This window comes from Pseudophaeobacter arcticus DSM 23566 (assembly GCF_000473205.1).
Lineage (GTDB): Bacteria > Pseudomonadota > Alphaproteobacteria > Rhodobacterales > Rhodobacteraceae > Pseudophaeobacter > Pseudophaeobacter arcticus.
On sequence record NZ_KI421507.1, the window covers coordinates 1,657,334 to 1,673,710 of the forward strand.

At 58.3% G+C, this 16,377-nt stretch carries 19 protein-coding genes and 1 tRNA gene; 16 read left to right on the forward strand and 4 right to left on the reverse strand.

The genetic code is table 11. From position 1 onward, the window contains the following. Positions 1–43 precede the first annotated feature (43 nt). Positions 44–901, forward strand: coding sequence for a YihY/virulence factor BrkB family protein (locus ARCT_RS0111980; protein WP_027240295.1), 858 nt, complete (start codon positions 44–46; stop codon positions 899–901). Positions 902–1,068: 167 nt separating this feature from the next. Then, positions 1,069–1,248 (forward strand): hypothetical protein, encoded by a 180-nt coding sequence (locus tag ARCT_RS0111985; protein ID WP_027240296.1) that lies wholly within the window; start codon positions 1,069–1,071, stop codon positions 1,246–1,248. Positions 1,249–1,260: 12 nt separating this feature from the next. Here ARCT_RS0111985 and ARCT_RS0111990 read toward each other — a convergent pair whose 3' ends face one another. Both ARCT_RS0111990 and ARCT_RS0111995 read right to left on the reverse strand, forming a co-directional pair. Beyond that, on the reverse strand, positions 1,261–1,992 hold the full coding sequence (locus ARCT_RS0111990) for an RlmE family RNA methyltransferase (protein ID WP_027240297.1): 732 nt from the start codon (positions 1,990–1,992) through the stop codon (positions 1,261–1,263). 65 nt (positions 1,993–2,057) lie between these two features. Beyond that, positions 2,058–3,170 (reverse strand): Ppx/GppA phosphatase family protein, encoded by a 1,113-nt coding sequence (locus tag ARCT_RS0111995; RefSeq protein WP_027240298.1) that lies wholly within the window; start codon positions 3,168–3,170, stop codon positions 2,058–2,060. A gap of 310 nt (positions 3,171–3,480) precedes the next feature. Between ARCT_RS0111995 and ARCT_RS0112000 the strand changes: the two genes are divergently transcribed. The 3 genes from ARCT_RS0112000 to ARCT_RS0112010 are packed head-to-tail and all read left to right on the forward strand — an operon-like array spanning position 3,481 to position 5,801. Then, the gene (locus ARCT_RS0112000) at positions 3,481–3,777 is read left to right on the forward strand and encodes a virulence factor (RefSeq protein ID WP_027240299.1); all 297 of its coding nucleotides are present in this window, start codon (positions 3,481–3,483) and stop codon (positions 3,775–3,777) included. A 26-nt stretch (positions 3,778–3,803) separates the two neighbouring features. Beyond that, positions 3,804–4,736, forward strand: a complete 933-nt coding sequence (locus tag ARCT_RS0112005; RefSeq protein ID WP_027240300.1) for a methylenetetrahydrofolate reductase — start codon at positions 3,804–3,806, stop codon at positions 4,734–4,736. Positions 4,737–4,739: 3 nt separating this feature from the next. Then, positions 4,740–5,801, forward strand: a complete 1,062-nt coding sequence (locus ARCT_RS0112010; protein ID WP_027240301.1) for a methyltetrahydrofolate cobalamin methyltransferase — start codon at positions 4,740–4,742, stop codon at positions 5,799–5,801. 423 nt (positions 5,802–6,224) lie between these two features. On the opposite strand, the gene ARCT_RS0112015 is transcribed toward ARCT_RS0112010, so the two are convergent. After that, positions 6,225–6,314, reverse strand: a tRNA-Ser gene (locus ARCT_RS0112015). A gap of 122 nt (positions 6,315–6,436) precedes the next feature. On the opposite strand from ARCT_RS0112015, the gene ARCT_RS0112020 reads away from it, so the two are divergent. From ARCT_RS0112020 to ARCT_RS0112050, 7 genes are all read left to right on the forward strand, one after another. Beyond that, complete coding sequence (locus ARCT_RS0112020) at positions 6,437–7,288, forward strand: DUF2059 domain-containing protein (protein ID WP_027240302.1); 852 nt, start codon at positions 6,437–6,439, stop codon at positions 7,286–7,288. Positions 7,289–7,551: 263 nt separating this feature from the next. Then, the gene (rplU, locus tag ARCT_RS0112025) at positions 7,552–8,106 is read left to right on the forward strand and encodes a 50S ribosomal protein L21 (RefSeq protein ID WP_027240303.1); all 555 of its coding nucleotides are present in this window, start codon (positions 7,552–7,554) and stop codon (positions 8,104–8,106) included. A gap of 11 nt (positions 8,107–8,117) precedes the next feature. Then, positions 8,118–8,387 (forward strand): 50S ribosomal protein L27, encoded by a 270-nt coding sequence (gene rpmA / locus ARCT_RS0112030; protein WP_027240304.1) that lies wholly within the window; start codon positions 8,118–8,120, stop codon positions 8,385–8,387. A gap of 251 nt (positions 8,388–8,638) precedes the next feature. Beyond that, positions 8,639–9,175 (forward strand): GNAT family N-acetyltransferase, encoded by a 537-nt coding sequence (locus ARCT_RS0112035; RefSeq protein WP_027240305.1) that lies wholly within the window; start codon positions 8,639–8,641, stop codon positions 9,173–9,175. 128 nt (positions 9,176–9,303) lie between these two features. Beyond that, on the forward strand, positions 9,304–10,338 hold the full coding sequence (obgE, locus tag ARCT_RS0112040) for a GTPase ObgE (protein ID WP_027240306.1): 1,035 nt from the start codon (positions 9,304–9,306) through the stop codon (positions 10,336–10,338). Beyond that, entirely contained in the window at positions 10,326–11,432 is a 1,107-nt protein-coding gene (proB, locus tag ARCT_RS0112045; RefSeq protein ID WP_027240307.1) for a glutamate 5-kinase, read from the forward strand. Before obgE ends, proB begins: the two co-directional genes overlap by 13 nt. 99 nt (positions 11,433–11,531) lie before the next feature. Beyond that, the gene (locus tag ARCT_RS0112050) at positions 11,532–12,797 is read left to right on the forward strand and encodes a glutamate-5-semialdehyde dehydrogenase (RefSeq protein ID WP_027240308.1); all 1,266 of its coding nucleotides are present in this window, start codon (positions 11,532–11,534) and stop codon (positions 12,795–12,797) included. A 143-nt stretch (positions 12,798–12,940) separates the two neighbouring features. On the opposite strand, the gene ARCT_RS0112055 is transcribed toward ARCT_RS0112050, so the two are convergent. Then, entirely contained in the window at positions 12,941–13,537 is a 597-nt protein-coding gene (locus tag ARCT_RS0112055) for a histidine phosphotransferase family protein (RefSeq protein WP_027240309.1), read from the reverse strand. Positions 13,538–13,564: 27 nt separating this feature from the next. On the opposite strand from ARCT_RS0112055, the gene ARCT_RS27515 reads away from it, so the two are divergent. The 4 genes from ARCT_RS27515 to rpsB all read left to right on the forward strand — a co-directional run bounded on the left by ARCT_RS27515 (position 13,565) and on the right by rpsB (position 16,360). After that, positions 13,565–13,747 carry a DUF3553 domain-containing protein gene (locus ARCT_RS27515; protein ID WP_084300836.1) on the forward strand — a complete coding sequence of 61 codons (183 nt, stop codon included), beginning with the start codon at positions 13,565–13,567 and terminating at the stop codon, positions 13,745–13,747. A 107-nt stretch (positions 13,748–13,854) separates the two neighbouring features. Continuing rightward, a complete protein-coding gene (locus ARCT_RS0112060) occupies positions 13,855–14,616 on the forward strand; it encodes a GNAT family N-acetyltransferase (RefSeq protein ID WP_027240310.1) in 762 nt (253 codons plus the stop codon). A 3-nt stretch (positions 14,617–14,619) separates the two neighbouring features. After that, positions 14,620–15,447: a lysophospholipid acyltransferase family protein gene (locus tag ARCT_RS0112065; RefSeq protein ID WP_027240311.1), complete on the forward strand. Its 828-nt coding sequence runs from the start codon at positions 14,620–14,622 to the stop codon at positions 15,445–15,447. Between the two features lie 157 nt (positions 15,448–15,604). Next, complete coding sequence (gene rpsB / locus ARCT_RS0112070; RefSeq protein ID WP_027240312.1) at positions 15,605–16,360, forward strand: 30S ribosomal protein S2; 756 nt, start codon at positions 15,605–15,607, stop codon at positions 16,358–16,360. Positions 16,361–16,377: the final 17 nt, after the last annotated feature.

Genomic DNA, 16,377 nt, shown 5'->3' on the forward strand with positions numbered 1-16,377 from the left:
TAGTTTAGGGATGTTTGAGATATGGATATGGAAGCCTTGCGATATGAAAATTGGCGTTTTTTCAAATATTTGGGCAAGATCGCTCTGGCTTGCGATAAACCGGTTCAACAGCAAGAACGGCTGGGTGATGAGCAGCCATATTGCCATGTCGATGATGCTGGCACTCTTTCCCTTTGTTTTGTTCACTGTGGCCTTGGCCGGCACCGTGGCCAGCGTTTTTTCCCAGAGCGTCGAACTGGAGCGTCTGGTGGATCTGGTCTTTGGGGCCTGGCCTGAGCCTGTCTCAACCCCGATCCTGGCTGAGCTTGACGCGGTGCTGGCAAGTTCCAACACCGGATTGATCACGGTGGGGGGGATTTTTGCCCTCTATTTTGCCTCCAACGGCGTCAATGCCGTACGGCTGGCCATGGTGCAGGCCTATCACGACGAGGATCACCGTCCCTATTGGCTGTCCCGGCTGCTGTGTCTTGGCCTTGTGGTTCTGGGCGGCGTCGGCATCCTTATTGCGGCCCTGTTTGAGGTGGTCTTGCCGCTCTATCTACATTACCTGGCTGAATTTTTCCCGGATGTGGATCTGTCCGGCTATTTGACACCAGGCCTGCATGCTTTGGTGGTGGCTCTGTTGCCCTTTGGTGCTGTGTTTTGCTGTCATCTTTTGCTGCCAGGGAAAATACATCGCCTGTCCCATATCCTGCCCGGCACGGTTCTCACGGTGGCGCTCTGGTGGGGCGCCGGGATTGGCTTTGCCTTCTATGTTGGATCAATTGCACAATATTCTGCCACCTACGCCGGGTTGGCCGGGGCCATGGCTGCGATGATTTTCCTCTATGTGAACGCGGCAATTTTGATCCTGGGTGCGGAATTCAACAGCGCCCTTATTGATCTGCGATCCAAAAGGTAAGGGGTTAGCGGCACACAAGGCAGCCCAGTCACATCACGGGCTGTGCAAAAATATCACATGTTTCCGGATTGGAAACAATGGGGCAGCCTTGCCACATTTTGGCCCCGCTCGGATCCTACCCAGATCCTACCGTAACACCCCAGGAACACAGAGGTAGGAAGCGCAAGATGACAAGGTTTGGCAAAGAGCTGTTGGTCCCACAACTGGTAAAACAGGTTTTGCAAAAGTCAGGGCTTGCCAGCCAGATGTCGCAGAAGCTGCGCGTTTCTTTGCAAAGCGAAGGCGAGGGCGAAGAGGCCCTCAAACTGCGCGATCTGGCACACCAGTCGCTGATGGGCCAGCACTAAGGGCCCAAAGGCTTAGCCCTTGTATCCCATCGCCACGACAAATTTTTCCGAACTGTCTGACCGCGACGATGGCGGTTTGACATTGGCAACCTTGGTGAATTTGTTCTTCAGCAGTTTTTGCAGCTCACCCTCGGCACCGCCGGCCAGAACCTTGGCGACAAAGGTGCCGCCTTCTTCCAGAACATCAAAGGCAAAATAGGCTGCGGCCTCGCACAGCGCGATAATCTTGAGGTGGTCAGTCTGTTTGTGGCCTGAACTGGAAGCCGCCATATCGGACATGACCACATCGGCAGAGCCGCCCAGCCATTCTTTGACCTGATCATCGGCGCCTTCATCCATAAAATCGAGCTGGTGGAATTCAGCCCCCGCCATGGGTTCCATCTCCTGCAGGTCAACGCCAATGATACGGCCCTGGGCCTTGCCGCGTTTTTCGCCCATCACATTGATACGCTTGACGGCCACCTGCGCCCAGCCACCGGGGGCGCAGCCCAGGTCGACAACGCGGGCACCGGGCACCAGAAAGCGATATTTGTCGTCAACTTCCATGATCTTATAGGCGGCGCGCCCACGATAGCCTTCGGCCTGAGCGCGTTTGACATAGGGATCGTTCAGCTGGCGTTGCAGCCATCGGGTCGAGCTCAGCCGACGTCCGCGGGCGGATTTCACCTTGACCTTAAGATCCCGCTGACCACGGCCAGAGGTATTCTTGCCTGTGGGGGTTTTTCCGTTCGGCGTTTTTGCCATCATCTTCACCGTTTTGCCGCAGCCTCCAAACCGGAGGGCAGGGCGTCAATTACATTTTTCGCGCCTCAGAAGGGCCCGTCTTCCAAAACACCATCCGCGCTCATCTGCGCATAGAGCAGGCCTTCGCGCAGACCACGATCCGCCACCGACAGCCGATCCGTTGGCCAACACCTGAGCAGCGCCTGCAAAATGGCCGACCCGGACATGATCAGGGCCTGACGGTCTTCGCCAATTCGGGGGTCGCGACGACGCCCCTGAGGCCCAAGATCCAGATAGCCACGGATCACCTTGTCGATCTGGTCGCTGGTCATCCGCAACCCGTCTACCTTGGTGCGATCGTAGCGCTTTAACCCAAGATGGGAGGCAGCAACAGTGGTCACCGTACCCGAGGTGCCAACAATCTGAAAGCCATCGCGGGCCTGCTCATCCTTATAGGGGGCAAAATCCGCTAGATGTTCTTCAAAATACCAGCTCATCAGGGCAAAGCGGGCTGAATCATCTTCGACGTCGTTGAACTGATCCCGCAGGGTGGCCACGCCAAGCGGCACAGAAATCCAATCCACAACCTTGGCCGAGGGAAAGGGGCTGTAGGCAGGATGAAAGCCGGCATGCAGCCGCATGATCGCTGCCGGGCGATCACGCTTTGGCACCGACGAAAGATCAATCCAGACCAGCTCGGTCGAGCCGCCGCCAATATCCACCACCAACAGCTGCTCGGTTTTGGTCGAGACCAAAGGCGCGCAGGAAATGACCGCCAGGCGGGCCTCTTCTTCGGGTTGGATGATTTCCAGCAGCAGCCCGGTTTCCCGCTTTACCTGCCTGATGAACTCACGCGCGTTTTTTGCCCGTCGACAGGCTTCGGTGGTGACCAGCCGCATGCGCTTGACGCGGTTGCGTTTGAGTTTTTGCTGGCAAATCCGCAAGGCCTGAATGGTACGGGACATGGACGAACGGGACAGGCGTCCGGTCCGCTCAAGCCCGGTGCCCAATTGCACAGACTTGGAAAAGCTATCCACCACATGAAAGCCGCTGCCCTTTGGCTGGGCAATCAGCATGCGGCAACTGTTTGTGCCAAGATCCAGAGCCGCATAAAGCGCATCAGAATCCGGACGGGCTGGTACAGGGGTTTCAACCACCTTGGGAAACGCGCCCGCACCTTTGGAACGCCTGGGCGTCATGATTCACGCCCTCCGATTATCGTGTTGCCCCTAGACTATGGAGCCAGGCCCTGCTGCGCAAGGGGATCTGGCGTCTATAACACTGTGCGCCCGAGGCGGAGTCCGGGGGGTCGCTGCAGAGATTGCGACAAACTCATATGTTTGATGAGTATTTTGACACTCCCCAGCTGTGGCCAGGACCGGGGCAGCTTTGTATTCAAGAGAAAGGAAAAACGTCGCTCAAAACCCAAGTGGTGTCGAAATCCGGCGTACTCGGTGAAACGGGACGCACTAGAAACAAAAATTAACAGACGTCTCAGGAGAACAGGCTATGGTGGATGTTACGATCGTATACTGGCGCGATATCCCCGCGCAGGTCATTGTGGGCAAGGGGCGCCGCGGTTCAAAACGCCAATTGGAAGAACGTTTTGAACAGGCGATCGACCGGGCCGCAATGAAGGTCAACGCCAAAGACAGCGATGCCTACCTGGCAGAATGGCGCAAAGCAGCGCCCTATGCCCTGGAAGGTGAAGCTGGCGAAGTCGCCGAAGCTGAGGCCAAACGTTTGGAAGCGGAATACGATCAGGATCGTCTTAAGACCCTGATTGCAAATGACGGATGGGCGTGAGCCTGACACCACTATGGGAGGCCGTGATGGCTTTGTTGAACTTCAAAAAACGCGACTCTGGCGCTGAACAGCCCGTCACTCCTGAAATGGAGGCCTTTCTCAAGGGCTACTCCATCGAAGTAATGCCGCGCACAGCCACCAAGGTTGACGATTTCCGCGCTCTGCTGCCTGCCGGAACCCGCGTCTATATCGCCCATATCGATGGCACGCCAATCGAAGACATGGTTGCCACCGCCAAACGTATTGCCGATGAAGGCTTTGATGTCATGCCGCATTTCCCCGCGCGCATCATCAAGGATGAGGCCACTCTGGCCGACTGGATCGCCCGCTACCAGGGCGAAGCCGGCGTCAAGCAGGCCCTGTTGCTGGCCGGTGGTGTTTCAGAGCCACGGGGAGATTTCCACTCCTCGATGCAGCTGCTGGAAACCGGTCTGTTCGACAAGGCGGGCTTTACCCATCTGAACGTTGCGGGCCACCCAGAGCCAAACCTGGACATTGATCCCAAAGGCGGTCGTGCAAACACCTACGCAGCACTGGACTGGAAACAGGAATTCTCCAAGCGGACCGACGCCGAGATGGCCTTGGCCACGCAGTTCTGCTTTGAGGCGAAGCCGGTTATCGACTGGGTCAATGAGCTGAGCGAGCGCGGCATGAACCTGCCGGTGCATATCGGTATCGCGGGTCCTGCCAAACTGCAGACCATGATCAAGTTTGCCATTGCCTGTGGGGTTGGCCCCTCTTTGAAAGTGCTGCAAAAGCGCGCCAAAGATGTTACCAAACTGCTGCTGCCACATGAGCCCGGTGAGGTTCTGGCGGATCTGGCGGCCCACAAGGCTGCAAACCCGGATTTCAACATCACCAAAGTTCACTTTTTCCCACTTGGCGGCATCAAGACCAACGCCACCTGGGCCATCAACAACGGCGGCGCATCCGCGCAGCCCGTCAACCCGCAAGGATAAACAATGACCCGTACGGTTATAGAATCTAAAACAAAAACCGCTGTTATGGGCTTTGACGAGCCATTCTGTGTTATTGGCGAACGGATCAACCCCACCGGGCGTAAGAAACTGGCGGCGGAACTGGAAGCCGGAGATTTCTCCACGGTTGAAAAAGATGCTGTGGCGCAGGTTCTGGCCGGCGCAACTGTGCTCGATATCAATGCGGGTGTTGTCTATAATTCCAACCCCAACCCCAATGAGACAGAGCCACCGCTGATGCGGAAAATTGTTGAGCTGGTTCAAGGGCTTGTTGATGTGCCTTTGTGTATCGATTCCTCGGTTCCCGGCGCGCTTGAAGCCGGGCTGGAAATCTGCGAAGGCCGCCCGCTGCTGAACTCGGTCACCGGCGAAGAAGAGCGCCTGGAACAGATCCTGCCGCTGGTCAAAAAGTACAATGTGCCCGTTGTGGCGATCTCCAACGACGACACCGGGATTTCTGAAGATCCCGATGTACGCTTTGAAGTGGCCAAGAAGATCGTTCAGCGCGCCGCCGATTTTGGCATTCCCGCCCATGATATCGTGGTTGACCCGCTGGTGATGCCAGTTGGCGCCATGGGGACGGCCGGCCTGCAGGTCTTTGCCCTGGTGCGCCGTCTGCGCGAAGAGCTGGGCGTCAACACCACCTGCGGCGCCTCCAACATCTCCTTTGGCCTGCCAAACCGTCACGGCATCAACAATGCCTTCCTGCCAATGGCGATGGGGGCTGGCATGACTTCGGCGATCATGAACCCTGTTGGCCTGCCCGTGACGCAAACAGCCCTGGCTGCCAAAAAGGAAGAAGTTGCCGCCGCTGGCATCATTCTGCCCGAAGGCATGGATGATGAAACCTTTGTCACCATGTTTGGCCTTGGCTCGATGAAGCCCCGTGCTGGTAAGGAAATGGAAGCGATCCGCGCGGCCAACTTCCTGACCAACAATGACCCACACGGTAGCGAATGGATCAAGTTCAACAAGGCGCCTCTGAAAGAGGGCGAAGAAAGCCGCGGTCGTGGTGGCCGTTCTGGCGGACGTCGCCGCCGGGGCTGAGCCAGCCCAGCTGCCTAGCAACATTGGAACCAACAAATAAGGCCGGGGAAACCCGGCCTTTTCTTTTCTTTTTGATGGGGCCGCATCAGGGGGCCGCATCATCAGAGATCCCGCCGGTCTTCGGCTGCGGATCGTGTCCCTGGGCAATGAAACCCAAGTGAAAGCCCCAATTCAGACAATGGCCCGCTTGGCGTGCCGCGTCCTGGCAGGAGCGGCACAGCCCCCACCATACCATCGCGCGCGGCTTTGTCCTTGTCGGATCGGGCGATTAGGTGGCGGTGGACTGAAATTCGCGCTTCTGTACGGCACAGTCATCGCAGGCAGAGATGCAAAGCGGTCATCCAATGCCGTTTTTGCACGTACTTACGCAAGTTTCCATATTGGGAACACAGTTCGCAAAATACAACTTTATCGGAAAGTTAATGGCGGAGAGACAGGGATTCGAACCCTGGGAACCCGTGAAGGCTCAACGGTTTTCGAGACCGCCCCGTTCGACCACTCCGGCACCTCTCCGCGGGGGTCTGGTGGAGGAGCGTTTAAGGCTGAACGCGGCCCAGTGCAAGGGGGATTTTCAACTTCTTTTGAGAATGGCATTTTTTCATTGTTTTGGCGTAGTTTTTGCCTAGATTTCAACTATGAGACACTTTGCAAAACGCTTTTTTCATTTGGCGCTGGCCGCTGTTACCTTTGGATTTCTGGGGCTTCACCTGGCCCCTGCGGCACAGGCCGCTGAACGGGGCAAGGTTGCGGCTTTTCTTGAGGTGACGGGGTTTGATGTTGCCCTGGACAGTATTGCGCTCTCGGCCGGGAATGCGCCGCAGATGCTGGGGCTGTCCGCTGGCGACTTTGGCTCAAACTGGACGCGGCTGTCGCAATCGGTGTTTGACCAGGATGAAATGCGCGAGCTGGCTCTCGATATCCTGACCGAGACCCTGGAGGATGAGGCGTTGAGCCATGCGGCGGCCTTTTATGCCAGCGATCTTGGGCAGCGTCTGGTCCTGGCTGAAAACGCGTCGCATCTGGTTGAAGAGGGTGATACCAAACAGGTTGCCGGCCAGCGCATCATTGCGGATCTTGTCAAAACCGGCAGCAAGCGTGTGGCGCTGTATCACCGGATGAGCAAGGCGATTGATGCGGCCGGGGCAGGGCTGAAGGCGATCCAACAGATCCAGTTTCGCTTTCTGATGGCCGCCAATGCTGCTGGCGTCATTGAACTGAAATTGGATGCCGATGGGCTGCGCGCGCTTCAGCGTGCCCAGGAAGCAGAGATGCGCATGTCGCTGCGGGCCTCAAACCTGGCCGCCTCTGCCTATACCTATCAAAGCTTTAGCGAGGCAGAGGTCGAGGCCTATGTCGAGGCGCTGGAGACTCCGCTGATGCAGCAGGTCTATGAGCTGTTGAACGCGGTGCAGTTTGAAATCACCGCCAATCGGTTTGAAGCTTTGGCTTTCCGGATGAGCGAGCTGGGGCAAGGCGAAGATATCTAGCCCCGGGCTTGATGCCACCAACGCGCAGTTATCACCCGCCAAAGTGTCCTAAACCAGCGGGCGCGGCGATATCTGACGCCACAGCTATAATGGGTTGACAGCGACAGTGATTTTCGGGCAAATGCGCCATCCCGGCCCGGATTCTCTGTGCCGGGTTCATTTTGTAATACGGCCCCAAACCGGGGCGCGCTGTTCGAGGTGGCCACACGGCCAAAACGCCCGATAGGGGACCAAAGGACGCGGTTGATAAAGGAAACACGCATATGTTTGCGGTCCTCAAGACTGGCGGCAAGCAGTACAAAGTTCACGCGGGCGATATCCTCCGCATTGAAAAATTGGCTGCAGATGCTGGCGAAACAATCCAGTTCGACGAAATCCTGATGCTCGGTGGCGACGCCCCCGTCGTTGGTGCTCCTTTGGTAGATGGCGCTGCTGTTAAGGCAGAAGTGATCGACCAGATCAAAGGCGAAAAGCTCATTCACTTTGTGAAGCGTCGTCGTAAGCACTCTTCCAAGCGCACGAAGGGTCACCGTCAAAAGCTGACCCTGATCAAGATCACCGAGATTCTGACATCCGGCGCAACCAAAGCTGCTCCAAAAGCCGCCGCCAAAGCTGCTCCTGCTGCTGCTGCCGCCGGTTCTGACGATCTGACACAGCTGACTGGTGTAGGCCCTGCCGCCGCCAAAAAGCTGGTTGAAGCTGGTCTGACAAGCTTTGCCCAGATCGCAGCCTTGTCGGATGACGACATTGCTGGTATTGACGCGGTCAAAGTGAAACCCGAGTGGGTTGAACAGGCCAAAGATCTGGCTAAAGGCTAAGGAGAGACAGAATGGCACATAAAAAAGCTGGTGGTTCCTCCCGTAACGGCCGCGACTCAGCGGGTCGCCGCCTCGGCGTGAAACTCTATGGTGGCCAAGCGGCCATCGCAGGCAACATCATCATTCGTCAGCGCGGCACCAAGTTTTGGCCGGGCGAAGGCGTGGGCCTGGGCAAGGATCACACGATCTTTGCAACGGCAGACGGTGCTGTCACCTTCCACAAGGGCCTGAAAGGCCGCACCTTTGTATCGGTTCTCCCAGTGGCGGAGGCCGCTGAGTAAACCGAACCCATAAGGTTTTGAAAAATCAGGGGATCGGCGACAGCCGGTCCCCTTTTTCTATTTGGCGCAGCTGCGTCTGTATTGTTTTGTTTTGGCGTCTTGATGACAGACCGGCGACCCCACATCTTTTATGGGTAGAGATCACCCTTTGCCTGTGTGGGACAGGGCCTTTCAGGTCACAGGTCACGGGTCACTTGAAATCTACCTACCGCGCCGTGGTTACCGATTTCTTTGCAAAAAGGAGCAGAGATATGAGCTTGGATAATGTGAAAAATCAGCAGGTTATTGAAACCAGCCGGTTTGTGCTGCGCCCGCTTCGGGAGTCCGACAGCGGCCTTATTGCCCTCTATATGGGTGATGAACGCGTGGCCCGCATGACCCCCTCCATTCCCCATCCGATGCCCCCCGGCGCGGTTGAGGCCTATGTCTCCCGTGCGAGTTCTGGGACGCGGGAAGAGGATATCTGGGCAATCGACGGCACACCGGACGGCGGCGCGGAACTGAAGGGGATTATCAGCCTCAAGCAAATGGACCGCGACCAATCCGAGGTGAGCTTTTGGATTGCGCCCTTGTTTTGGAACACCGGCCTTGCCTCCGAAGCGCTGGAGACACTGGTGAAGGCCAATCCGCTGGGAAGTGTCGCCATGTTTGCCTCGGTCTTTCAGGACAATCCGGCCTCGGCGCGGGTGCTGATCCATTGCGGTTTTGACTATCTTGGCGATGCCGAGAACTTCTCGGTCAGCCGCAACGCAAATGTGCCCACCTGGACCTATAGCCGAAAACTGTGATTGGCGCGGCTGGCGCTTTCAGGTAAGGCACATCAAAGACAATAGGCGGGCCCCAGTAGGGGGCTCGTTGACCCAATCGTATATCCGCGCAGCACCTCGCAAAGGGGGCCGCGCAGCAAGGAGCCGCCATGAAATTCCTCGATCTGGCAAAGGTCTACATCCGCTCTGGTGGCGGCGGCAACGGCTGCGTGAGCTTTCGCCGCGAGAAATACATCGAATACGGTGGCCCTGATGGCGGTGATGGCGGCAAGGGCGGCTCGGTCTGGGCCGAGGCCGTGGATGGGCTGAACACGCTGATTGATTTTCGCTATCAGCAGCATTTCTTTGCCAACAACGGCCAGTCCGGCATGGGGCGTCAGCGCACCGGCAAAGATGGCGAAGAGATCACCCTGCGGGTTCCCGTCGGCACCGAGATCCTCGATGAGGATCAGGAGACCGTTCTGGCGGATATGACCGAGATCGGCCAACGGGTTCAGCTGGCCAAGGGCGGCAATGGTGGCTTTGGCAACCTGCACTTTAAATCCTCCACCAACCAGGCGCCACGGCGTGCCAATCCTGGCCAGGAAGGGGTGGAGCGGACCATCTGGCTGCGGCTGAAGCTGATTGCGGACTCCGGCCTGTTGGGGCTGCCCAATGCCGGCAAATCCACGTTCCTGGCCTCCAGCTCTAACGCGCGCCCCAAGATTGCCGACTATCCCTTCACCACGCTTCACCCGAACCTTGGCGTGGTTGGTATTGATAACACTGAATTTGTCATGGCTGACATCCCCGGCCTGATTGCCGGCGCACATGAGGGCAAGGGCATTGGTGATCGCTTTTTGGGCCATGTGGAGCGCTGCGCTGTCCTGCTGCATCTGGTCGATGGCACCTCTGATGATGTCGTCGGCGACTATCAGACCATTATTGACGAACTCGAAGCCTACGGCGGCGAGCTGGCCAATAAGCCGCGCGTGACCGCCCTGAACAAGATCGACGCCCTGGATGAGGACGAGCGCGCCGAGGCCCTAGCCGCCTTGGAAGCGGCTGTTGGCGGCAAGGTTTATATGATGTCTGGCGTCAGCCGCGAAGGCCTGAACGAGGTTCTGCGCGCGGTGCGTGCCGAGATTGACGATGATCGCATTCGTCAAAAACCCGTCGAGGAACAAGACCCTTGGCGGCCCTGATCGACGCGAGCCGCATTGTCGTAAAGATCGGCTCAGCCCTGCTGGTTGATCGCAGCACGGGCAAGCTGCGGTTGGGCTGGCTGCATTCGCTTGCCAATGATGTGGCCTGGCTTAAATCCCTGGGCAAGGATGTGATCCTGGTCTCTTCGGGATCTATCGCGCTGGGGCGCGAAGTGCTGGGGCTGCCGCGCGCGGACCTGCCGCTGGAAAAATCGCAAGCGGCTGCGGCTGTTGGGCAAATCCGACTGGCGCGCGCCTATGAAGAGGCCCTGGCGCCCCATGGTGTCACCACCGCCCAGGTGCTGGTGACGCTGGAAGATAGCGCTGATCGTCGCCGCTACTTGAACGCGCGGGCGACGCTTGAGACGCTGATTGGTCTGGGCGCGGTACCCATCGTCAATGAAAATGACACCATCGCCACCGACGAAATCCGCTATGGCGACAATGACCGGTTGGCGGCGCAGGTTGCGGTGACCGTCGGGGCCGATGCGCTGGTGCTGCTGTCGGATGTCGATGGGTTTTACAGTGCCAATCCGGCGCTGGACCCCAATGCCAAACGCTATGACACCATTGACCAGATCACCCCCGAGATCGCAGCCATGGCCGGCGATGGTGTGTCTGGCCTGTCAAAGGGCGGCATGATCACCAAGGTGCTGGCAGCCAAGATGGCGACAGCGGCCGGTTGCGCTATGGTGATTACCGAAGGATCGCCCCTGAACCCGTTGAAAACACTGATGGAGGGTGCGCCTTGCACCTGGTTCACCGCGCAGGATGACCCGCAGGTTGCCCGCAAGCGTTGGATTGCGGCGATGAAGCCGCGCGGGGTGGTTTCCATTGATGCCGGGGCCGCGCGCGCGCTGGCAAACGGCAACAGCCTATTGCCCGCAGGGGTCTGTCATGTGGAGGGTGACTTTGGCCGGGGGGATCCCCTGGCCATCCAGGGCCCGGAGGGGCGCATTTTGGGGCAGGGCCTGTCACGCTATACAGGCGACGAAGCCCGCGCCATTCAGGGGCGCCAATCTGCCGAAATCGAAGAGGTCCTAGGCTATCCCGGCCGGGCTGCTTTGATCCACCGGGACGATATGGCGCTCTGACCTCTCTACTTAGGGGCTGGAAACCCGCCTGTGTCTGCTCCTAATCTGGCAGCAATGGAACGGCGCCAGCCTCTCTCAGACAAGGCTTAGAAGAGACCGATGAAAGACACTCAAAATATCCCCGCGCTGATGATGGAACTTGGCATTCGTGCAAAGCGGGCGGCGCAGACCCTGGCCACAGCCAGCGCCGAACGCAAACATGCCGCCCTGATTGGCGCCGCCGATGCGGTCTGGGCGCGGCGCGGCGAGATCATTGCCGCCAACGCCAAAGACCTGGAATTTGGCGCCTCCAAGGGCCTGTCGCCCGCAATGATGGACCGGTTGATGCTGGATGAGCCCCGTATCCAATCCATCGTGGACGGGCTGCGCGCCGTGGCTGAACAGGCCGATCCTGTGGGCGAGATTCTGGCAGAGTGGGAGCAGCCCTCGGGGCTTAACATTCAACGCGTCAGAACGCCGCTTGGCGTCATTGGGGTGATCTATGAAAGCCGCCCCAATGTCACGGCGGATGCCGGGGCGCTGTGCCTGAAATCCGGCAATGCGGTGATCCTGCGTGGCGGCTCTGAGAGTTTTCATTCCAGCCAGGTCATTCATTCCTGCCTGGTCGAAGGCCTGCGCGGCGCCAACCTGCCCGAGGACGCGGTGCAACTGGTGCCAACGCGGGACCGCGCAGCGGTGCAGGAGCTGCTGACCATGACCGAATATGTCGATGTCATCGTGCCCCGGGGGGGCAAGGGGCTGGTGGGATTGGTGCAGCGCGAGGCGCGGGTGCCGGTTTTTGCCCACCTTGAGGGCATCGTGCATATCTATCTGGATAAATCTGCCGACCCGAAAAAGGCGCTCGATGTGGTGCTGAACGCAAAAACCCGCCGTACCGGTATTTGTGGCGCCGCAGAATGCCTGCTGATCCATCGCGATATCGTTGACACAATTGGCCGCGACGTGCTGACCGCGCTGGCCGCTGCCGGGGTGGAGATCCACGCCGCTGGTGGCTTGGTTGGCCCCAAGGGCATGGCGCCTGCAGAGGATGCAGACTGGGGCAAAGAATTCCTGGATAAGGTCATTGCCGCAAAGCCTGTGGCAGATATCGAGGATGCAATTGCGCATATCCGCAAATATCATTCCCAGCATACCGATTGCATCATTACCGAGGATGAGGCCGCCGTGGCCCAGTTTTTTGCAGAGCTCGACAGTGCGATCCTCATGCATAATGCATCGACCCAGTTTGCCGATGGCGGTGAATTTGGCATGGGGGCCGAAATTGGTATTGCCACCGGCAAGATGCATGCCCGTGGCCCAGTTGGGGCGGCCCAGTTGACCAGCTTTAAATATCTGGTGCGGGGCGACGGCACTGTCCGGGCCTAGGAGCGGCACAGGCCTGACCCTCTAACTCTTTGAAAGTACGGCAAGAAAGCCCCCAATATCTGATTGGGGGCTTTTGTTTTGTTCACGCTCGCGCAGGTCTGACATCAGGTGGTCTGAAACCAGGCCTGCTAAAACCAGAGGTTCTAGAACCAGACGGCGGCTTTTTCATCGCTATGGTCAAAGCCCAGCTGACGTTCGGCCTGTGTCGCGGCGGCCGGCAGCATGGCAAATTGCACCTGTGCCGGGGTCAGATTGGCCGAGGTGTCGCTACCGTCGAGATAGGCCCAAAGCGGCGCGTCAATATTGATCTTGCGGCCTTCGCCGGACACGGACCATTTCCCATCTGTGCAGGTCATGGTGATCATACCGCCATAGGGCAGGGCACTTTCCAGGCACAGCGCCGCCAGAAAGGCCATACGCACGTCGCTGCGGTTGCACCCTTCGGTGAAATCCCATTGGAACTTTAAGCGGCCCGCCTTGCTGATGTCATCCAGAACCGAGACGATCTCGGCCCGGCCCATCTGCTGATCGCCGGCGGCACCAAAGGCAATGCGGAAAAACCGGATGCGGGCATTGGCATTCAAAACACTGTCGGAAATCAGCTCCAGCTCGGGACCAGCCATGGCTCCGGACATTGCCAGCAGTTCCAATCCGTTGTTAATGGCGCCGACCGGGCTGATCAAATCGTGACAAATTCTGGACCCTATCAAAGCGGCCAAATTGGCGGTATCTACGGCCATATCTTTCCTCCGACTTGGGCCCATCACATGATCGACCTCAATGCTTTCCTTGCCCCCGGCATGCGTGTAAAACACCCGGAACATCCTGAATGGGGACCGGGAGAAGTCCAATCCAACGCAGGTGGCAAAATTACTGTCAATTTCCCAGACCAGGGGAAACTGGTCTTCGACGGGGCGCGCGTCCCCTTGATTCTAGTGAATGAGCCTTAACGGTTTACGAAAGGTTAAGAAACCCCGGAGAGTTTTACGAAAACCTTGCTTATCGCTGCCTTGGCGGTCTATCAGCTCTGCAAATTGATCTTGGAAAGCCCTGATACATGGCTGAAAGCCCAACAGAATTCACCGTCTCTCTGGCGAAAAACGACGCAGACCTGCGGGCGGCTCAGGCACTGCGGTACGAGGTTTTTGTGAATGAAATGGGCGCGGATGGCGCCCTGGTCGATCACTGCGAAGGGCTGGAAAAAGACAAATTTGATGCCTTTTGCGATCATATGATCATCCGCGAGACAGCAACGCAGCGTGTTGTCGGGGTTTACCGTCTGATGCGCAGCGATCAGGCCCGGCGCGCAGGAGGGTTCTATTCAGATGCCGAATACGACCTGGGGCCGCTGATCGGCTCTGGGCGGCGCCTGCTGGAATTGGGCCGATCCTGCCTGCATCCCGCCTTTCGCGGCGGCAAGGCGTTGTTTTACCTCTGGGTTGGTCTCAATGACTATGTGACTGAACATGATGTTGAAATCCTGTTTGGCACCGCAAGTTTTGCCGGCACAGACCTAGCGGCCCTGGCAGGCCCATTGTCGGTGCTGAACCGGGACTACCTGGCGCCAGAGCCGCTGCGGTGCAGATCCCGCAGCTACCAGTCTATGGACCTTTTGCCCCCCAGCGCCGTGGACCGTAAGCGCGCAATGATCGCATGCCCGGCTTTGATCAAAGCCTATCTGCGCCTTGGCGGAACCGTGGGCGAGGGCGCCTTTGTCGATCATGCGTTCAACACCACCGATGTGCTGATGATCCTGGATACTGCAGCTATGAGCGCACGGCAAAAACGCTTTTACAGCACGCCCAAGGCGCAGGGGTAAGAGATGTCTGCGACCTGGAATGAAGGCGACCCACCAGAGCCCCTGCGGATCCAGCCTTTTGGCTGGTTGCTGATTTTGCTGCGCGGCAGCCTGCTGGGAACGCTGGTTTTTGGCGGATTGCTGATCCTGCTGCTGGTCCGCCTGGTGGAGCGGCCGCTTTGTGGTCTGCACCGGCCTGTGACGCCCTTTATTACCCAGTTTGTTTGCCGAAATGCGTTTCGCATCTTGGGGATCGGCTTTTGCACCCATGGCAGCCTGATGCTGCAACGCGGCGCGGTGGTGGCCAATCACACCTCCTGGCTGGATATTTTTGCGCTCAATGCCAAAAAGCGGATCTATTTTGTCTCCAAGGCCGAAGTGGCCGCCTGGCCCGGCATCGGCTGGCTCGCCCGCTCCACTGGGACCGTCTTTATTGAACGCAACCGCGCCCGCGCAAAAGAACAGACCGAACTGTTCGAAGCGCGGCTGATGGCCGGGCATAAGCTGTTGTTCTTTCCAGAAGGCACCTCGACTGACGGGTTGCGGGTTTTGCCCTTTAAAACAACGCTTTTTGCCGCCTTCTTTGGCGATCATCTGCGCGATGTCTGCTATATCCAGCCAGTGTCGGCGGTGTTCCACGCGCCCCATGGGGCCGAGGAGCGGTTTTATGGCTGGTGGGGCGATATGGAGTTTGGACCACACCTGCTGAAAACCCTGGCCTCGCTGCGCCAGGGCCGGGTAGAGCTGACCTATCATGCGCCGCTCAAGGTCAGTGATTTTGCCAATCGCAAGGCGCTGGCGGCTGAATGTGAACGCCTCGTGCGACAGGGCCATGCCAAGATCCGCAAATAGCCCTTGCGGAGGCCGCGATCCTGGCCTATACGCGCGCCATCAAACCCGCAGGTGGGGTTTGGCCTGTCTGGGGGAGAAATCCCCAAATGGGCCGCCGGTTGGAGCATTTGCTCTGAACCCCCACCGAGGACTGAAACCGGAAACAAGGAATACTAGCATGGCTCTTCCCGAGTTCACCATGCGCCAGCTGCTGGAAGCAGGCGTACACTTTGGTCACCAGACACAGCGCTGGAACCCTCGCATGGCACCCTATATCTATGGTGCACGCAACGGCATCCACATCATGGACCTGACACAGACTGTTCCTATGCTGGACCAGGCGCTGCAGATCGTCCGTGACACCGTTGCCAAGGGCGGCCGCGTTCTTTTTGTTGGTACCAAGCGTCAGGCCGCAGGCCCCATCGCCGAAGCCGCTGAAAAATCCGCTCAGTACTTCATGAACCACCGCTGGCTCGGCGGCACCTTGACCAACTGGAAAACCGTTTCCCAGTCGATCAAGCGTCTGAACGAGATCGACGAGAAGCTCGAAGGTGGCGCCGAAGGCCTCACCAAGAAAGAGCGTCTGGGCATGGAACGTGACCAGCAGAAGCTGCAGGCGTCATTGGGCGGTATCGCCGAAATGGGCGGTGTTCCTGACCTGCTCTTCGTCATCGACGTGAAAAAAGAAGCGCTGGCCATCGCCGAAGCCAAAAAACTGGGCATCCCGGTTGTGGCGATCGTCGACACCAACTGCTCCCCTGATGGCGTTGATTTTGTGATCCCAGGCAACGATGATGCATCGCGCGCCATCTCCCTGTACTGTGACCTGATTGCACGTGCTGCACTGGACGGCATGTCCGCTCAGCTGGGCGCTGCCGGTGTTGACCTGGGCGCTCTGGAAGATGCGCCTGTAGAAGAAGCTGTTGCTGAATAAGCACCTGCCGACGCTAC